13 protein-coding genes and 1 pseudogene are annotated in these 17,737 nt (G+C 35.7%); all 14 read left to right on the top strand.

The features are described from left to right. The first annotated feature begins 313 nt into the window (after positions 1 to 313). The 14 genes and pseudogenes from MKX72_RS18185 to MKX72_RS18120 all read left to right on the top strand — a co-directional run bounded on the left by MKX72_RS18185 (position 314) and on the right by MKX72_RS18120 (position 17,246). Positions 314 to 523 carry a hypothetical protein gene (locus MKX72_RS18185; RefSeq protein ID WP_155007769.1) on the top strand — a complete coding sequence of 70 codons (210 nt, stop codon included), beginning with the start codon at positions 314 to 316 and terminating at the stop codon, positions 521 to 523. Between the two features lie 413 nt (positions 524 to 936). Beyond that, a complete protein-coding gene (locus MKX72_RS18180) occupies positions 937 to 2,115 on the top strand; it encodes a DUF418 domain-containing protein (RefSeq protein ID WP_155007770.1) in 1,179 nt (392 codons plus the stop codon). Between the two features lie 743 nt (positions 2,116 to 2,858). After that, positions 2,859 to 3,845 carry a ketoacyl-ACP synthase III gene (locus MKX72_RS18175; RefSeq protein WP_155007771.1) on the top strand — a complete coding sequence of 329 codons (987 nt, stop codon included), beginning with the start codon at positions 2,859 to 2,861 and terminating at the stop codon, positions 3,843 to 3,845. A 311-nt stretch (positions 3,846 to 4,156) separates the two neighbouring features. Further along, on the top strand, positions 4,157 to 4,684 hold the full coding sequence (locus tag MKX72_RS18170) for an RNA polymerase sigma factor (RefSeq protein WP_155007772.1): 528 nt from the start codon (positions 4,157 to 4,159) through the stop codon (positions 4,682 to 4,684). Continuing rightward, positions 4,674 to 6,005, top strand: a complete 1,332-nt coding sequence (locus tag MKX72_RS18165) for a DUF4179 domain-containing protein (protein WP_155007773.1) — start codon at positions 4,674 to 4,676, stop codon at positions 6,003 to 6,005. Before MKX72_RS18170 ends, MKX72_RS18165 begins: the two co-directional genes overlap by 11 nt. A gap of 254 nt (positions 6,006 to 6,259) precedes the next feature. Continuing rightward, positions 6,260 to 6,849 (top strand): annotated as a pseudogene (locus MKX72_RS18160) (GNAT family N-acetyltransferase). Between the two features lie 569 nt (positions 6,850 to 7,418). Next, positions 7,419 to 8,816 (top strand): glycoside-pentoside-hexuronide (GPH):cation symporter, encoded by a 1,398-nt coding sequence (locus MKX72_RS18155; protein WP_155007774.1) that lies wholly within the window; start codon positions 7,419 to 7,421, stop codon positions 8,814 to 8,816. Positions 8,817 to 8,979: 163 nt separating this feature from the next. Continuing rightward, complete coding sequence (locus MKX72_RS18150) at positions 8,980 to 9,660, top strand: transaldolase family protein (RefSeq protein ID WP_014458886.1); 681 nt, start codon at positions 8,980 to 8,982, stop codon at positions 9,658 to 9,660. A gap of 87 nt (positions 9,661 to 9,747) precedes the next feature. Beyond that, positions 9,748 to 10,419: a DUF4867 family protein gene (locus MKX72_RS18145; RefSeq protein WP_155007775.1), complete on the top strand. Its 672-nt coding sequence runs from the start codon at positions 9,748 to 9,750 to the stop codon at positions 10,417 to 10,419. 56 nt (positions 10,420 to 10,475) lie between these two features. Further along, positions 10,476 to 12,515 (top strand): alpha-glucosidase, encoded by a 2,040-nt coding sequence (locus tag MKX72_RS18140; RefSeq protein ID WP_155007776.1) that lies wholly within the window; start codon positions 10,476 to 10,478, stop codon positions 12,513 to 12,515. Between the two features lie 113 nt (positions 12,516 to 12,628). Then, positions 12,629 to 13,969: a sulfoquinovose isomerase gene (gene sftI, locus MKX72_RS18135; RefSeq protein ID WP_049165931.1), complete on the top strand. Its 1,341-nt coding sequence runs from the start codon at positions 12,629 to 12,631 to the stop codon at positions 13,967 to 13,969. Positions 13,970 to 14,053: 84 nt separating this feature from the next. Further along, positions 14,054 to 14,788 (top strand): GntR family transcriptional regulator, encoded by a 735-nt coding sequence (locus MKX72_RS18130; RefSeq protein ID WP_155007777.1) that lies wholly within the window; start codon positions 14,054 to 14,056, stop codon positions 14,786 to 14,788. 30 nt (positions 14,789 to 14,818) lie between these two features. After that, positions 14,819 to 16,252, top strand: a complete 1,434-nt coding sequence (locus MKX72_RS18125) for an aldehyde dehydrogenase family protein (RefSeq protein WP_155007778.1) — start codon at positions 14,819 to 14,821, stop codon at positions 16,250 to 16,252. A 91-nt stretch (positions 16,253 to 16,343) separates the two neighbouring features. After that, the gene (locus tag MKX72_RS18120; RefSeq protein WP_028414821.1) at positions 16,344 to 17,246 is read left to right on the top strand and encodes an AEC family transporter; all 903 of its coding nucleotides are present in this window, start codon (positions 16,344 to 16,346) and stop codon (positions 17,244 to 17,246) included. Positions 17,247 to 17,737 lie beyond the last annotated feature (491 nt).

Here is a 17,737-nt window from a genome sequence, read left to right as displayed (position 1 = left end):
CCCTTAGGCAGAGGCTATTTTAGAACAGCTGAGCATCTTAATAAAAATTGACGTCACCTCTCAATACCTCAAAAAAACCTGCTTCTTTTAAAGGAACCTTTCAATTTCTATAGACAAACAAACACTAGTTTATCAAGTATATTGTTAAGAGAAGTTTTAAGTGGTAAGTTTGTGTTCACTATATTTGGTATAATAAACATTTTTGGATGGCTACTCATGTACAGGAAATATAGATAACAGTAGCTCTGCCGATAAACAACCTTTTTAAAGAAAGCCATCTTATCGATAAAAATTATAAAAAGGAGAGACTCAAATGAAATTTGATGTCCCTGAATTAGTTGAAGCAAAACGTCAAATTGATTCAACTTTGCACAAGCTTAGGCAGACTGTAAAAACGTTTGAAGCTAAAGAAAATGCGAATAGATATAAATCTCAAATAACCTTAGCTAAAAGAAGGATACAAGCATTCGAACTTTCAGTAGCTCTTATTGAAAGGGAGATAAACGAACTTTCTAAAAGCTAGATGCCAGCTTTTAGAATATGAATTACAAAACGTTGGAAAACGTTATATTGCAGTAAAAGCATTTTAATTTATCTTCAATTGTCGCTTAGAGTGGAATATCAGAAAGAAAGAAACCTTAAAAATACTAGGGTTTCTTTTTTTGTAATTAGTACTCTGCGTAAGCCAGTATATCTTTTGGATTTTGGCTAAACCTGTTTCCAAAGCAGGCAGCCTTCGCACTTCTCAAAACGTATCTACGCTCTCTTTATTGCACTAAAAATAATTCATTCATTCATTCATTTAAAAATAAGGGTTGAAGGTGACGCGACGTAATCTAATATAGCTGAACTATGACATATCAAGAAGGAGAGTAACGAAAATAAACAATCCTTTTTAGAAATGTATTCGGAACGTTATTAGAATGAAAGTAAAGGATGGGGGCATGGGAAGTGGAGAATAAAAAACGAATTCGCTCTTTAGATATATTAAGAGGACTAGCGATTCTGGGAACATTAGGAACAAATATTTGGCTGTTTACCTATCTGGGAGATATAAATTATATATTTACTTTTAACCATAATCAATGGTGGTTATCAGGAGATGACTTTTTGAGAATCCTTTTTCTGTCCTTAATTAACGGAAAATTACTTGGCCTCTTAGCCATTATGTTTGGTGTTGGTTTAGAACTGAAATATCAGCAATCAAAACGATTAAATCAGACTTGGCCGGGAAGGTACATATGGCTGTCTTTACTTTTATTAATGGAAGGGCTTTTGCACTTTATTTTTGTCTTAGAGTACGACATTTTAATGTCTTATGCAGTAACTGCCATTGTCGTATCGTTTATCGTAAAAATGCGAAAGAGAATGATACGAATAACAATGATTAGTGCAGCAGCGATTCATCTTTTCTTTATAGTACTTGTGTTCTTAGGTGTGCTAACTAACTCAATAGGAGATGAGCTAGTTGCTGTCCAAAAAGAAGTGATGAACCTTTATCAACATGGATCATGGATGAATCAAATTCAGTATCGACTTTTTCATTTTTGGGAGCTGCGCACAGAAGCAATTTTCATCATTCCTTTTAATATATGTATGTTTTTAATGGGTGTTTTACTAGTGAGAATAGGGGCTTTTGACAATAACTCCAAGGGTATTAATATCAGAAAGAGGATGATGAAGACAGGACTTTTAGTTGGGCTACCTCTAAACCTATTATTATTTGTTCCTGGAGGATACTTTGATTTTCCAGTAAGGTATGTATTTGCCCCTATTTTGTCGATTGGATACATGGGGGGAATTAGTTTTCTAATTGAGAAATTTCAGGCCTTTTCGTTATGGAGCGTTTTAGAGAAAGTAGGGAAGATGTCTTTAAGTTGCTACGTGTTACAGAATGTTTTAAGCTCCATTTTATTTTATGGATGGGGCCTTGGATTGGGTGGACACCCACGTTCATTCTTCGTCATCTTTGTTTGGGTATTAATCTGCTTGTTTCAAATGTTATTTGCTGTTTTGTGGCTTCGTTATTTTAAAATGGGTCCTATGGAGTCAGCGCGTAAACGCTTAGCCAGTTTAACTATAAGGAAAAATATAAAGAAAGATCTTAAAATGTAAGTCATCTTCTTTTGGATGAATATCAAACCTGTTATAAGAAGCAAAATTTTCACATAGAATGTTATGTTAAAGTGATATTAGGTGTTGGGTATTTTAACCAATTAATAATCCGTAGAGGAGAATTAAAGAAAATGGCTACCTTTTTCTTAATACTTATTGGCGGCTTTATTTGGGGCAATAGGTGGTATATTAGCACTGTTGATCATTAGAGACGCTTTTGCAATATTTTATGGTTTACAAGTTGGATACTATTTACTTATAAATAGCGCAATTGTTCTGTTAATGGCAGTTATAGTCACAGTTATAAAACAATATAACAATAAATAAAAAATTTGCTTAATAAGACTTATACTTCATAAATTTGTAGTTACCATAATACCTGTTTCCGGAACTCATGCAAAAAACAAACCCTTGGTACTCAAGGGCTTGTTCGCCTTTTGAGTTTATCGTTTATACAGCTTTTTATAGATCCCTTATTTATAAAGGTTTGATGCAAGAGAAAAAATAAAATGAATGAATAAAAAATTTGCATTTTATGCATATGGTCATTACCTTAACCCTCTAATAAGCTTACTAAATATAAACCTCTTCCAGGTATAATTCGGGGGAGGTTTATATTTTTATTATTAAGCTTGAATGAATTTAATTTACAATTTTTTCATATAAAATCATTGACTTTATTAGTACCTAGTACTAATATCAATTTGTATATCTTGGTAACAAATAAGAGAAGGGTGAATACAATGAAATCAACTGCACGTATTACAGCAATAGGTACATATGTACCGAAAAAAAGACTTACCAATGACGATTTAGAAAGAATTGTAGATACAAACGATGAATGGATCGTGAAACGAACTGGCATGAGGGAAAGAAGAATTGCTGATGAAAACGAATATTCTTCTGATCTAGCTGTTAAAGCAATTGAAAACTTAGTGGAGCAGTATCAGAAAGAGTTAAAGGATGTAGGATGTATCATTGTCTCAACTACGACACCGGACTATGCATTTCCAAGCGTAGCAGCTCAAATACAAGACTACTTTGATATTCCTACAACAGGGGCCCTAGACTTTAATGCTACCTGTGCTGGTTTTACATACGGATTACACATGGCAAACGCTTTTATTACATCAGGACTTCATCATAAAGTCCTAATCGTAACTGCAGAAACGTTATCAAAGGTTACAGATTATACAGATCGCACTACATGTGTCCTATTTGGGGATGGAGCTGCAGCTGTTTTGGTCGAAAGTGATGTAGAGCGCCCGAGTTTTATTGCTACGCATATCGGTACAAATGGAAAGGGAGGTAAACATGTATACCGCACCAATTTATCTACTACTATGCATGGACAACCTTTGAGTTCGAGTGGCAAGATGGTGCAAAACGGAAGGGAAGTATATAAGTGGGCATCTCGAACAATTCCTTTAGGTATATCTGAATTGCTAGAACAAGCAAATCTACAAAAGAGAGAAGTAAATTGGTTCGTTCCACACAGTGCCAATTTACGAATGATTGAATCTATATGTGAAAGATCAGAGTTTCCAGTCGAGAAGACATTAACTAGTGTTGAGTACATGGGAAACACTTCTTCCGTTTCCATTCCTCTAGCATTACAAATAGGGATAAACGACGGGAAATTAAAAAATGGAGATGTTCTCTTACTCTACGGATTTGGAGGAGGCCTTACCCACGCAGGCCACCTTATTAAATGGGATTTAGGTAAGTAGTAAATAATTAATGTATACCATTACAACAAGAATTCTACAGCTTATACTATCTTTAATAAACGGAAGAATGAAAACAATAAACAAAGAAAATTAAATGCATTTCTACTAGAAAGCTATCTCGTTTACCAATGGCGGGGTAGCTTTTTATATTTTCTACAATCTTTACCATGCTCTTAGTTAAAAACACCTTGACTAAAAAAAAGGTAATTAGAGTCTTTTTATACCGTTAGTTCATTTTTTTATTAAAATTTTAAGCCAAATGCCAAGTAACTTTGTCTAATAGGTATAAAAGGAAAAAGCAGAGAGGATGAATTTCAATTATTAGGATCGTTAAAAAAGCTCAAAAAGGTAATGATAAAGCCTTTTTGAAGCTTTTTCAGACATATGAACAAGATATTTATCGAATGGCTTATGTATATGTCAAAAATAAGGACGATGCGCTCGATGTAGTACAAGAAGTAGCATACCGTTCTTTTAAAAAGATAGATACATTAAAAAAGCCTGAATACTTTAAGACATGGTTAATCAAGATTACCATTAGGTGCGCAATCGATCATCTAAGAAAAAATAGCAAGGTCGTTCAATTACATCCAGAACATGAGGAAATCATCGGTTCAGACATTGAAGATATTCCCCTTACATTGTCCCTTCACCAACTAGTAGAAGAATTAGATGAAGATGAAAAAAGTGTGGTTATTTTGAGATTTTACGAAGGCTATTCTTTTAGGGAAATAGCTGAGACGTTAACCATTCCTTTGGGCACGGCAAAATCTATTTTATATCGTGCTTTAGCTAAACTTCGTAAACAAGTGAAAGGCGTTGGTATTTATGAAGAATAAACTAAAACAAGAACTTGAACAAATTGAAATTCCAAAAGAATTACATATGAGAGCCAAACTCGGTGTAGAAAAGGCTAAATTGGAGCAACAAAGAAGAACGTTTAAAAATGCAATTGTGTTTCCAGCTGCCGCAGCTTTATTCCTTATCGGTTCCGTAGGTGTAAGTGCAGCGGCCTTTCCAAGTTTTAACCACTTACTATCTCTTGTTAGTCCTGACATTGCTTTGTTTCTTCAGCCTATTGAAACCACTAGTGAAGATAAAGGAATAAAAATGAAGGTTATAGGTGCCATGAATGATGATGAAATGGCTGTTATTTATGTTACGATGCAAGATTTAACCGGTAACCGCATAGACAAAACGTTGGACCTTTATGATTACACACTAACTGAAGCGCATATGTTTAATAGCCAAATTGTTGACTACGATAAAGATACAAACACAGCGACGTTACGAGTTCAAGCAAACGGAGGCACAAACTTAAACCATAAAAAAATAAATTTCCAAATAAGCTCTTTCCTTAGCCACAAGCATAACCATGATGGTATTTATGTAGACACTCACTTAGCAGATTTAAAAAATAAAGAAGTAGCGACAGTTTCTATTAACTCAGATAGTACGTCTGGAGGTGGTGGAGAGATGTTTGATAAACTTGAAAAAGGTGAAAAGATAGAAATCTTGAAACCTAACGAAACCACTCTTTCCCTGCCAAAAATAAAGTTTATGCATGTATCGAACATTGGAATTGTGGATGGTCAACTTCACGTTCAAACAAAATGGTCCGATGACGATATCGATAGCCACGGAGATTTTTACTTAGTTGATTCCTTTGGAAAGAAGATAAATGCTTCTTCTAGCGTCCATTATGGAGTAGATAAATCAGGTAAAACCGTTTATGGAAATAAATATGTAGAATATATTTTTGATGTAAATAATGAAGATCTTAGTAAGTTAAAGCTGATGGGACACCTTGTATCTAACGGTAATTTTACAAAAGGTGATTGGAGCACTACATTTAAACTGCATTCTGTAGGAAATGAAAAAAGCCTGAACTTTAATGAAGACTTTGGCAGTTGGAAAGCAACTAAAATGACCCTTTCATCTCTAGGTGTAACGCTATATGGAAAAGGCCAATTTAAAGATACTGATAACATAAAAGTGAGTGTGAAAATGAAAAATGGAAGCATTCAATCACTCGACTCATTACAAAACTTTAGTGATAATAAAAGCGTTAAAGCTAAATTTCTACCTTCTTCTCCGTTAGATTTATCAAAAATCAAAGCAATCAATGTAAATGGTACAGTCATAAAAGTATCTAAATAAAAGATAAAGCTAAGTTTCTTACTTATCGCACTAAGAAACTTAGCTTTTTTAGCATTAACGATTTTAATAGCTCTCCTAAACGTTGATTCGTTAAGGTTACAATGCATATGGATTGGAAAGATATACGTTTAAAAAAGTATCCGTAATAGTACCTTCTTATCCCACTAAATAAAAACTTTTGGTATAAACGAGGAAATTTATAAGTGAAAAAAGAAAAGTCTTCTTAAGAGATTAATAAGTTTAGGGGGAGTTCCTTGTATATAAGAGATTATAAAGAAACAGATGAAACTGGATGGCTTCGGTGTAGAGTATTATCGTTCTTGGACACTGCTTATTTTGATAACGTTCTTAGAGTGAAAGAGAAATATAAAAATTCAGCTGTTGAGCTAGTGGCTGTAGACAATAAGCAAATTGTGGGACTTATTGATGTTGAATGTGAATCTCAAAAAGGCACGGTTTGTTCCGGTTTAGAGAGCAGGCTTGGAGGTATGATCTGGCATCTTGCTGTTCACCCAGATTTTCGTCGCAAGGGAATTGCCAATCAACTACTTTATGCAGCAGAAAATCAAGTTAGAAAGCTAGGGATTACTTATCTTGAAGCGTGGACTCGGGATGATCACTGGGTAAATAAATGGTATTTAAAAAACAATTTTAAAACCACGGCATCTTATTTACATGTATTCCTTGAAACATCTACGGAAATAAAAAAGCCCTTAGTAGCTCAGTCCACTATTTACAGCCAGTTCAGGCATTTGCCCATTATACAGGGCCTGAAAAGGAAAAGATTATTCGTGAATACGATAGAGTGCATGAGTGCTATTGCTATCAAAAGGAACTCCTGTAATGATGACTAATTCTTTTGTGTTATCGATCAAACTTATTTTTATTAGGATATTTTTAGGAATACTCTTTTTAAAACAATAAGATTTATAATGTGATATTAAAGCTACCTACTTTGGAAGAAGTAAAAAAATAAGTTGAAGCTAATGTAATACCTGTTTCAACAATCAAAACAGCCTTTAGATTGGCAACTCTAAAGGCTGTTAGTATATCTAGATATTTAATATTCCTTGTATGTAACAGTTACATTCTTATAATCATTAGGGCTTATTGGGTCGAATAGATAGTGGATTTTTGATTGGTTCTGATCCATCCATTCTAATTTTTAGTATTATTGTTCCTCTTTTTTTAAAAATAAAATAAAAAAACACTTGATAATTTGTATGCGTTTTCATATTATAAATAAAAAGGTAGTAACTTTTTTGAAAACATTGTGATGTTATGAAAGAGGGGTGATTTTAGTATCAACTTAGAGGAGGTTATAAGTTTGGAAGTGTATCAAAATTGTAATCTTCTGTGTGATGCATGTTTAATGTGAAGTCTTAAAATGTGTTAATCAAAGGGGGAGAACTTATGGAACAGCCATTGGTTCAAAATGTAGAACATTCAATTAATACGCCTAAGAAACTAAGACTTAAAGAGAAGGTTGCTTATGGATTGGGAGATGTAGGAAATAACTTTATGTTAGACTTGGGTCAAATTTATTTGCTGAAGTTTTATACCGATGCGTTAGGCTTGCCTTCTGCAACAGCAGGTTTAGTATTTTTAATTACGAAAATATGGGATGCGTTCGCTGATATTACAGTAGGTACTTGGATTGATAACCGTAAGAAGATAGGCCCTAAAGGCAAATTTAGACCATTCTTTCTCTATGCTGCAATACCGCTTGCTTTGATAACGATAGTCAGCTTTACTAATCCTGATTTTTCAATAACCGGAAAGATTATATGGGCATATGTAACGTATATGGCATTTGGAACGATTTATAGCATTTCAAATATTCCTTATGGATCAATGGTACCTGCGATGACAAAAGATCCCGTTGAACGAGCAGAAATGGCATCATTTAGACAAGCAGGATCAAATTTAGGCCTTCTTATTACAACTGTAGGGTTTATGCCGATTGTCTTAATGTTTAACAATCAATCTACTGGTTATTTAGTGGCTGTATCTATTTTTGCATTTTTGGGCGTTTTATTACAAGTCTATTGTTATGCCAATGTAAAAGAAAGATATGTGTATGAAAAACCCCAAAACACAAATGTAAAGCTGACTGACAGCTATAAAGGTCTTTTTAAGAATACGCCTTTACTCATTCTTTGTTTAGTTAATTTGTTTACCTTTTCAGCTTTTAACGTCAAGCTTGCTGTACAAGTCTATTTTTGTCAGTACGTTTTAAAAAACGTAGCAATCGTTCCTTATATGGGATTTTTTAGTATCGGCTGTGTATTTATCGGCGTAGCAATGGTTCCTTTCATGGTTAAAAAAATTGGAAAGAAATCTACGTACATATTAGGGTGCGCGATTTGGGCTGTAGGAGATATTTTAGCTTATGTTTTTGCAGATAACGCAGTGATCTTTATTACATTAGCTTGCTTTGCTTTCTTCGGAAGCTCATTTGTAAACAGTTTAAACTGGGCATTAGTTTCTGATGCTGTAGAGTATGGCGAATGGAAGACTGGAAATCGATCTGAAGGTGTTGTGTATTCTTTCTTTACGTTCTTCCGTAAACTTTCTCAAGCGCTTGCAGGCTTTATTCCTGGCGTTGTGTTAGGAGTTGTGGGTTACGTTCCAAACGCGGTGCAAAGTGCAAATGTACTGGAGGGAATCAGAGGGTTAATGTTTATTTATCCAAGTGCATTAGCCATTGCAACGATTGTTGTCATGTTTTTCTTTTATAAACTTTCAGATGAAAAATACAATAAAATCGTAGCGGATCTTGCTAAAAGTAAAAATAGAATACCAATGTAAGATGATAGGTAAAATGGACGAAATACAAAATTAATTTAATAATCTAGCAAAAAGTACTTGAAATATTGGTGGCGTTTTCATATTATAAATACAAAGGTTATTACAAATTATATAAAGGTCATTATCTTTTAAGGGTAATAGTCACTTAACTGGAGGTATAAAGATGAAGTATTTTTTAGATAGTGCAATTTTAGAGGAAATTCGTTACGCGTATGAAAACTGGGCAATTGATGGAGTTACAACAAACCCTCGCCACATTATGAACAGCGGTAAACCATTCTTAACGGTTTTAGATGAATTTGCAAGTGAGTTTAAAGGAGTCGAAAATTTCCCGATTTCAGTGGAAATCAATCCTCATTTAGATAATGCTAAAGATATGGTAGAAGAAGGGACAAAGATTGCTAAATTATCGTCAAACTTTGTTATTAAAATTCCATGCACAGAGCCTGGCTTAATTGCAGCAAAGGAATTTGAAAAACAAGGTATTTCTACTAACGTCACTCTTGTCTTCTCGCCATCACAAGCACTTCAGCCTGCAAGAATTGGAGCTAAATTTGTATCTCCATTTGTCGGCTGGAAAGAAAATAGCGGAGATGATACAACTCAATACATTCAGGATATTGTGAATATCTATAAAAACTACGATTACAACACAGAAATCATTGTTGCTGCTTTACGTAATGGTAAACAAATTGTAGATGCGGCAAAAGCTGGTGCGCATATTGTGACTTGCGGATTTGATGTATATAAAGAAAGCTTCCAGCATGCGTTCACAGACTATGGTTTAAACAAATTCCGCAACGCTTGGGATAATACAGTCACAGAAGCTCCTGTCTTAAAATAAACATATGTATTTTATAAAAGGCGCCTCTTAGAATCTTATTATCTTCTTGGAGGGGCTTTTTATATAGCAAAAGGAGAGAAGAAAACGTTGAGCAGCTTTCAATACATGAAAGACTTAAATAAACATGTACCTTTTTATCATATAGAGGACAGCAAATTTAAGCCTTATGGAAAGGTAATTAATGAATACGATTTCAGTGAACTAGAAACATATATGGATAGTTTAACTATTCCTCAAGATCAGAATGTATACGTAGCATCCGTCACGGAGATGGAAAATACCATTATTAAAGATCAGCTTCAAGAAGCTTTTTATGGTGAGATGCCTATTCAAATTGGATATTGTAATGGTCCTAATTCAACTTTGAATGGTCTTGAGTATCATAAAAGCAGTGAAATTAACATCGCTATAACGGATATGGTTCTTTTATTAGGTAAGGTACAGGAAGTTGAAAATAACTTTTTTAATTCAAGTGATGTAATCGCTCTCTTTGTACCTGAGGGAACAGCAGTTGAATTGTATGGTACGACATTACATTTTGCTCCTTGTAAGGTCAATAACGAAGGGTTTAAAACAGTCGTCATTTTACCTAAAGGAACAAATGATCCGTTATTAACTAATATTCAAAAAAGAACAAAAGAAGATGAGTTATTGTTTATGAAAAATAAATGGTTAATTGCTCATCCTGAAAGAGAGCAATTAATCAATAAAGGTGCACACCCAGGTATAAAAGGAGAAAATATTAAAGTTTATCAATAGAGCGCATGAATGTTAGACAAAAGACTAAGCTCTATTAATTGATGGGAGAGAGAAAAATGTCAGGTACCTTAAACGTGACTAAAGGGGTAAATGTGGAGATCTTACAAGATGGATTTGAAGTTGCTCTTAACGGTGTAGTTCTACTTCAGCATACAATACAAAAGCCAATGCTGTTTGTTGGTTATGGAGAAGAAACGATTGAAATGTATCGAGGGAACTTTGATATTAAAGATTATGTGACTGAACGTACAGCTCTTCGCTACGCGAATGTTGAAGAAGTAGAAGGGGCTTATAAAATTGATTTCTCCAGCTTTAACAATGGAGATACTATGCTGTCTCTTATAGTTAAGGAAGAAGAGGATCGTCTAAAAGTAGAATACCAAAAACACGATGCGAACATTAACCGCTTTTGGTTACGAGTAGCTGCAGATGAACAGGAAAAAGTCTATGGATGCGGAGAACAACTTTCTCATTTTAATATGAGAGGAAAAAACTTTCCTTTATGGACATCTGAGCCGGGCGTAGGAAGAAACAAACAGACATATGTAACATGGCAAGCTGATGTAGTTGATAGAGCTGGAGGAGATTACTATAATACCAACTTTCCTCAGCCTACATATGTATCTAGTAAAAAGTACTATTGTCACGTAGAAACAACGGCATACGCGGACTTTGATTTTCGTAATGAGACGTTCCATGAACTGCAGGTTTGGGAAGTACCTGAATATATGCTGTTTGAAACGGCGGATACGTACCTTGAATTAGTTGAAAAAATTACGGGTTTATTCGGAAGACAGCCCGAGCTACCAGACTGGGTATATAACGGCGTGGTTTTAGGTATTCAAGGCGGTACAGATGTTGTTGAACAAAAATTAGAAAAAGTTTTAGCGAAAGGTATGAAGGTATCTGGAGTATGGTGCCAAGATTGGCAGGGCAAACGTATTACTTCTTTCGGCAAACGTTTAATGTGGAATTGGAAATGGAACGAGAGTGAATACCCGGAGTTAGATAAAAAAATTGCAGAGTGGAAAGAAAATGATATTCGTTTTCTAGGTTACATTAATCCATATGTAGCCATTGAAGGTGATTTATATAAGGAAGCTGAAGATAAAGGATACTTAGCATTAAATACGGAAGGAAATACGTATTTAGTGGATTTCGGTGAATTTTATTGCGGAGTTGTGGATTTTACCAACGAAGAGGCTACCCAATGGTATAAACAAGTTATTAAAGAGAACATGATTGATTTTGGATTAGACGGATGGATGGCCGACTTTGGCGAATACTTACCAACGGATGTTGTGCTCAAAAATGGAGTCGACGCTAAGATTATGCATAATGCTTGGCCGACAATGTGGGCAAAAGCGAACTATGAAGCGGTATCAGAAGCAGGAAAACTTGGTGAAATTGTATACTTTATGCGCGCCGGATATACGGGCATACAAAAATACTGTACGCTTCTTTGGGGCGGAGATCAAAGCGTAGATTGGTCGCTGGATGATGGTTTAGCTTCCGTTATTCCTGCAGCTTTATCATCAGGAATGAGTGGCTGTGGCTTACACCATAGTGATATTGGCGGGTACACAAGTCTACATGGTAATAAACGTTCAAAAGAGCTGCTGATGAGATGGGCAGAAATGGGAGCCTTCACGCCTATGATGAGAACACATGAAGGAAATCGTCCGGATGATTGTTTCCAGTTTGACGGTGATGAGGAGACACTAGAGCATTTAGCAAGAATGTCTAATGTTTATGTAACGATGGCACCTTATATTAGATCACTTGTAGAAGAAAATGCGCGACGTGGAATTCCTGTTCAGCGACCTTTGTTTATGCACTATGAAGAAGACGAAAAAACATATGATATTCAATATCAATATTTATTTGGTGAAGATGTACTTGTTGCGCCGGTTCATCAAGAAAACCAAACAGAGTGGGAAGTATATTTACCAGAAGATCAGTGGGTCCATGTATGGAGCGGTGAAGAGCACACAGGAGGATCGGTTACTGTTCAAGCGCCATTAGGTTATCCACCTGTATTTTACCGTAAAAAATCTATATGGAGTGAGTTGTTTTCTAAACTACTTCACATCTAATTTAAGAGCTATTTATATAAGAAATGTAGTCAAACGGAAAATAGTGTTGATAAAGGTAATGATGTATTTTAAAATGGTTATAACAAATAGTTTTACGACAAGGGGAACTCTATATGCAAAATACAACAGTTTTATATGTGCCTATAGGTAGAAAAACATTTGATATTGAAGCGGCTGAAATGTATCGTCAAAAAAGTATGGAGTGGCTGAACGGCAACTGCAGTACTCTTATCGCGCCAGAGCAAATTATAACTTCAGTTGAAGAATTACAGGGATTTCTTGATTCAATTAAAGGGGATAAGATTGATACCGTTCTATATCAAAGCGTTACGTTTGCCGACGGTGAATTTATGGTTAAGATATTGGAGTATTTTAAACAGCCTGTAATTGTTTGGTCCGTACGTGAGCCAAGTGTAGGGGGACGTTTACGTTTAAACTCTCTAACAGGCGGAAATAGCACCAGTAATGTGCTGCGTAATCATCAGCATCCGTTTGCGTTTGTATTTGGAAATCCAGATGAGAAAGCCTTGCAGGAGCGTCTATTAAGACAAATTAACGTTATGCGCGTGTTAAAAGCATTAAATGAATTAAAAATTGGGGTAGTGGGAGATTATCCGCCGGGATTCTTCTTTTCACAAGCTAACGAAGATGAATTAAAAAGTGCACTTGGCGTAACTCTTCATAAGATGGATTTACAAGAAGCGTTTAAAGAGTGCGTAAAACTTCCAGAACACGAATGGATAGGGGAAGTTGAGCGGGCAGAAAAGCAGGTGATTGGTCTAAATCGAAACGATGAAACCGTTGCTAAATTTGCTCAATTTTCCACTTATATTAAAAAGCACATTCAACGTGAAGAGTTAGATGCATTAGCTATGCGATGCTGGCCAGATTTCTTTAATGATTTAGGAGCTGCTCCGTGCTCAACTTTATCTCAGTTTACGGAAGACGGAATGGTGACATCCTGTGAGTCAGATATTCACGGATCAATCTCCATGTTTATCCTGCGTGAGTTAGCAGGCGGAAATGCACCTTACCTAGGGGATTTAGTTCACATAGACGAAGAAAAAAACTCAGTTGTTTTTTGGCACTGCGGTGCAGGAGCATATTCGCTTGCCAACCCTTCTACTGGAGCAACAGCAGGGGTGCATCCTAACAGAAAAATTGGTTTTGCGATGGATTTTGGATTAAAAGCAGGAGAAGTAACGATCTTCAGGGTAAGTCATACGCCTGACGGGTATCGCCTTCTAGTGATGAAAGGAGATGCCTTAGATGTAGAGCAGCCTTTTACAGGTACGTCTGTAGAAGTGGAACTGGCGACAAATGCATCAGACACACTTTATGAACTTATGCATGCAGGATATGAACCTCACTTTGCACTAGTGTATGGTGATGTGACAGAACATCTAATTGAACTAGGACGTATGCTTAATCTAGAAACAAAGGTCTATATCTAAGAAAATCGTACTTCTCCGCTACAGTAAAAGTTAGCCAATACTATATAATAATACCAAACGCTAACTTAAAAGGAGTTTGAGAACATGAAGGATACAATAGGTTCTAATAAAAATATCGCGCTTTATCTTCAAGTAAAAGATGTCTTAATTAAACGTATACAAGAGAAAACTTGGAAGCCGAATACGTTAATTCCAACAGAACAAGAATTAATGCAAGAATTTGATGTAAGCCGTACTACCTTAAGACAAGCTATTTCTATGCTAGTACAGGATGGACTGCTGGAAAAAAAACAAGGCAGAGGAACAATTGTAAAACCTCAGCCGCTTATTGGCGGCAGCTTAGGCAAGCTTAAAGGACTAGCAGAAGAAGTAGCGGAAAAAGGATTAACACCGAATTCAAAACTCATTCGTACTGATTTTAAAAAAGATTTATATTATGAAACTTCCATGCTGGAATTGGATGCTGGAGAAGAAGTTTTAGTTATTGAACGAATTCGTTTTGCCGATGAAGTGCCTATCGCTATTGAACGTTCTTGTTGGCCTACGCATATTGGAAAAACACTAGTTGAACAAGATTTAAATCGTGCAAAATTTTACGAAGTGCTAGAAGAGAATGAAATCTTCTTGAAACGAGCTAAAGAGAAGATATCTGCGATTAATGCAACGATTTATGAAGCCGATCTGTTAGGCATACGAGGCGGAGAAGCTTTACTTGAAATGACACGAGTAAGTTACGGTTTTGATGATAAGCCACTCGAATTTACGGTAACAAAATATCGCAGTGACAAATATCATTACAATATTGAGCTTACAAGATAAAACGCTAATACAATTGGGGATGTGGAGATAATGACAAGTTTAACTCAAGTCAAACAATATGGTTTATATGTAAATGGGGAATGGGAAACAACAGCAGAAAAAATGGAAGTCTTAAATAAATATACGCAGCAGCCTGCAGCTGAAATCTCAGTAGCCAAAAAAGACGATGTAAATAAAGCTGTGGCCAGCGCGAAAGAGGCGTTAAAAAACACTTTTTCACCATATGAACGCTACGAGGTATTAATGAAGGCAGCTGAGTTATTACTAAGCCGTCAAGAAGAATTTGCTGAAATTTTGGCTGTTGAAGTTGGAAAGTCTATTCGTGAATCTCGCGGAGAAGTTGAGCGCGCCGCTACAACTTTACAAATTTCAGCGGAAGAGGCAAAGCGTATTCATGGAGAAGGTGTGCCTGTTGAATCAGCTCAAGGCTCAGAGAATCGTATGGCTTTTACAGTAAAAGTCCCGGTTGGAGTTGTTGCAGCTATCACACCGTTTAATGTACCTATCAATCTAGTTTGTCATAAACTTGGACCGGCAATTGCAGCTGGGAATAGCGTAGTATTAAAGCCTGCTGAAGTCACTCCAATTTGTGCGCTCAAGCTAGCTGAGTTAATGGAAGAAGCAGGGCTGCCAAAAGGGCGCCTTCAAGTATTGACTGGAGATGGGGCAGAAATTGGTGAATGGTTATTAGAAAACCAAGATGTTAATATGTTTACGTTCACAGGAAGCCCAAGAGTAGGAGAACTTATCCGATCTAAGGCGGGTTTACGTAAAGTTTCACTTGAACTAGGAAATAATTCGGCTACTGTCGTACATAAAGACGCTGATTTAGAAAAAGCTGCATCTTTAATTTCTCAAAAAAGCTTTAATAACGCAGGACAAGTTTGCATTTCCGTTCAACGAATTTATGTTCATACGAATATTTATACTGCTTTTGTTAATAAGCTAAAAGAAAAAACAGAAAAGTTAGTAGTCGGTAATCCAATGGATGAGCAAACTGATATTGGACCTATGATTCGTCTTAAAGAAGCAGAGCGAGTGGAAGAATGGGTAAAAGAAGCGGTGGAAGAAGGGGCGAAAATTGAACTAGGAGGAAAGCGTGACGGTGCTTTTTATCTTCCTACAATTTTGACTAATGTAAATGATGAGATGAAAGTTTGTCGTCAAGAAGTATTCGGGCCAGTAGTAGCCATTGCTCAATATGATGAGATTGATGAAGTGATTTCAAAAGTAAATGATTCTGACTATGGGTTACAGGCAGGCCTTTTTACGAACGACTTACAGTTTGCTATGAAGGCAGCTCGTGAAATCGAAGTAGGCGGATTAATTGTAAATGATGCTTCAGCGTATCGTGTCGATCATATGCCGTATGGCGGTGTGAAAAAGAGCGGTAACGGAAAAGAAGGTCCAAAATATGCAATTGAAGAAATGACGGAAGAACGTATCATTGTTCTAAATTTATAATGTATTAGTTTAAATGAAAGACCTAGATTCTTAATTTTCTAGGTCTTTCATTTGGAAAATAACAAAGAAAAAATGACGAAGGTGAACAAACATGGAGTTCCTAACAATCCTTCTTCCTATTTTCGGGATTTTTGCACTTGGATTTATTGGACAAAAGAAAATAGGATTTGATACCAAAACGATTTCAACAATGGCACTTTATTTGATGTCTCCAGTTCTAGTGTTCAAAACATTTTACACAACCAAATTTACGATTGATTACTTATATCTTACGTTATACACATTTGCACTTTGCTTTGCATTAATTGCTGTCGTCTATATTATTGCTTATTTTCAGCGATATTCTACTTCAGAAACCTGTGGAATGATATTAGCGTCTTCATTTATGAATAATGGAAACTACGGTACACCTGTTGTTTTATTACTTTTTGGCGTTACCGGCTTAGACTCTGCCATTATTCTCATGGTCATACAGCAACTGGTCATGTGTACAGTTGGAGTTTACTATGCTGCGAAAGGAAGTCCAAATGGAAATGGTATAAAATCAGCTATTGACGCAGTCCGACGGATACCAATTGTGTATGGGGGACTTTTAGGAGCTATATTTCAGTTTCTTCATATTCCGTTAAGCAACTCTGTAAAAGAAGCGGTTGATTTAGTAGCCGGTGCAGCTATTCCTACCATCATGATTGTACTTGGCATGCAGCTTGCTAAAATATCAATTAGAAATTTAGCCAAAGCCAAAGTTTCATGGTCATTAGCGATCAAGCTTGTAATCTCGCCGTTTATTGCTTATATACTAACGCTTCTGCTACCTGTGGATGAGATGGTGAAACAAATCATGATTATTATGGCTGCTATGCCCACAGCTGCTAATACAACTATGTACGCGCTGCAATTTAATACAGAGCCGGAGTTTGTATCAAGCGCAACGTTAATTAGTACCTCTCTAAGCCTTGCTACATTGCCTATCATTTTTCTAATTGTTTTGTAAAATAACACAGAAAAACGTTTCAATATAGGTTGAAAAAATAATTTTATTATATGACTTTAAAAGGAGTAGTCAACGTGAATTCTCCTCATAACGCAGTTTTAAAAAGATATTTAAAGTTTATTTTCTATTTTAGTTTTGTGTTCTTCTTATACTTCTACTTCACATACAGTTTTCAACACTATCTGACTAAATATTTGTTTCTTAATTGTTTACTGACAGGGATCTCTTTTTTAATTCGAAATTTAAGAGGTTATACGGAAAAACTGTAAAGGCACTGGTAACGGAAAAAACTTATTAAAAGGACCTATGGATTCTTTTAATAAGTTTTTTTGGGTTTTAGTATGATCCTTGAGTATATCTATACAGCAGAGGGGCTCCAATCACTAGTTAATAAAAAGAGTGCCTTACAGCTCATATAAAAATGCAAGAGAAATAAATAACAATTTTACTAAATTTCTTGCCTTCATCTAATCTACATAGTATATTTAAAT

Source organism: Priestia sp. FSL R5-0597, from assembly GCF_038006305.1.
Classification (GTDB): Bacteria; Bacillota; Bacilli; order Bacillales; family Bacillaceae_H; genus Priestia; species Priestia zanthoxyli.
This window is presented reverse-complemented; position numbering and strand designations above follow the sequence as displayed.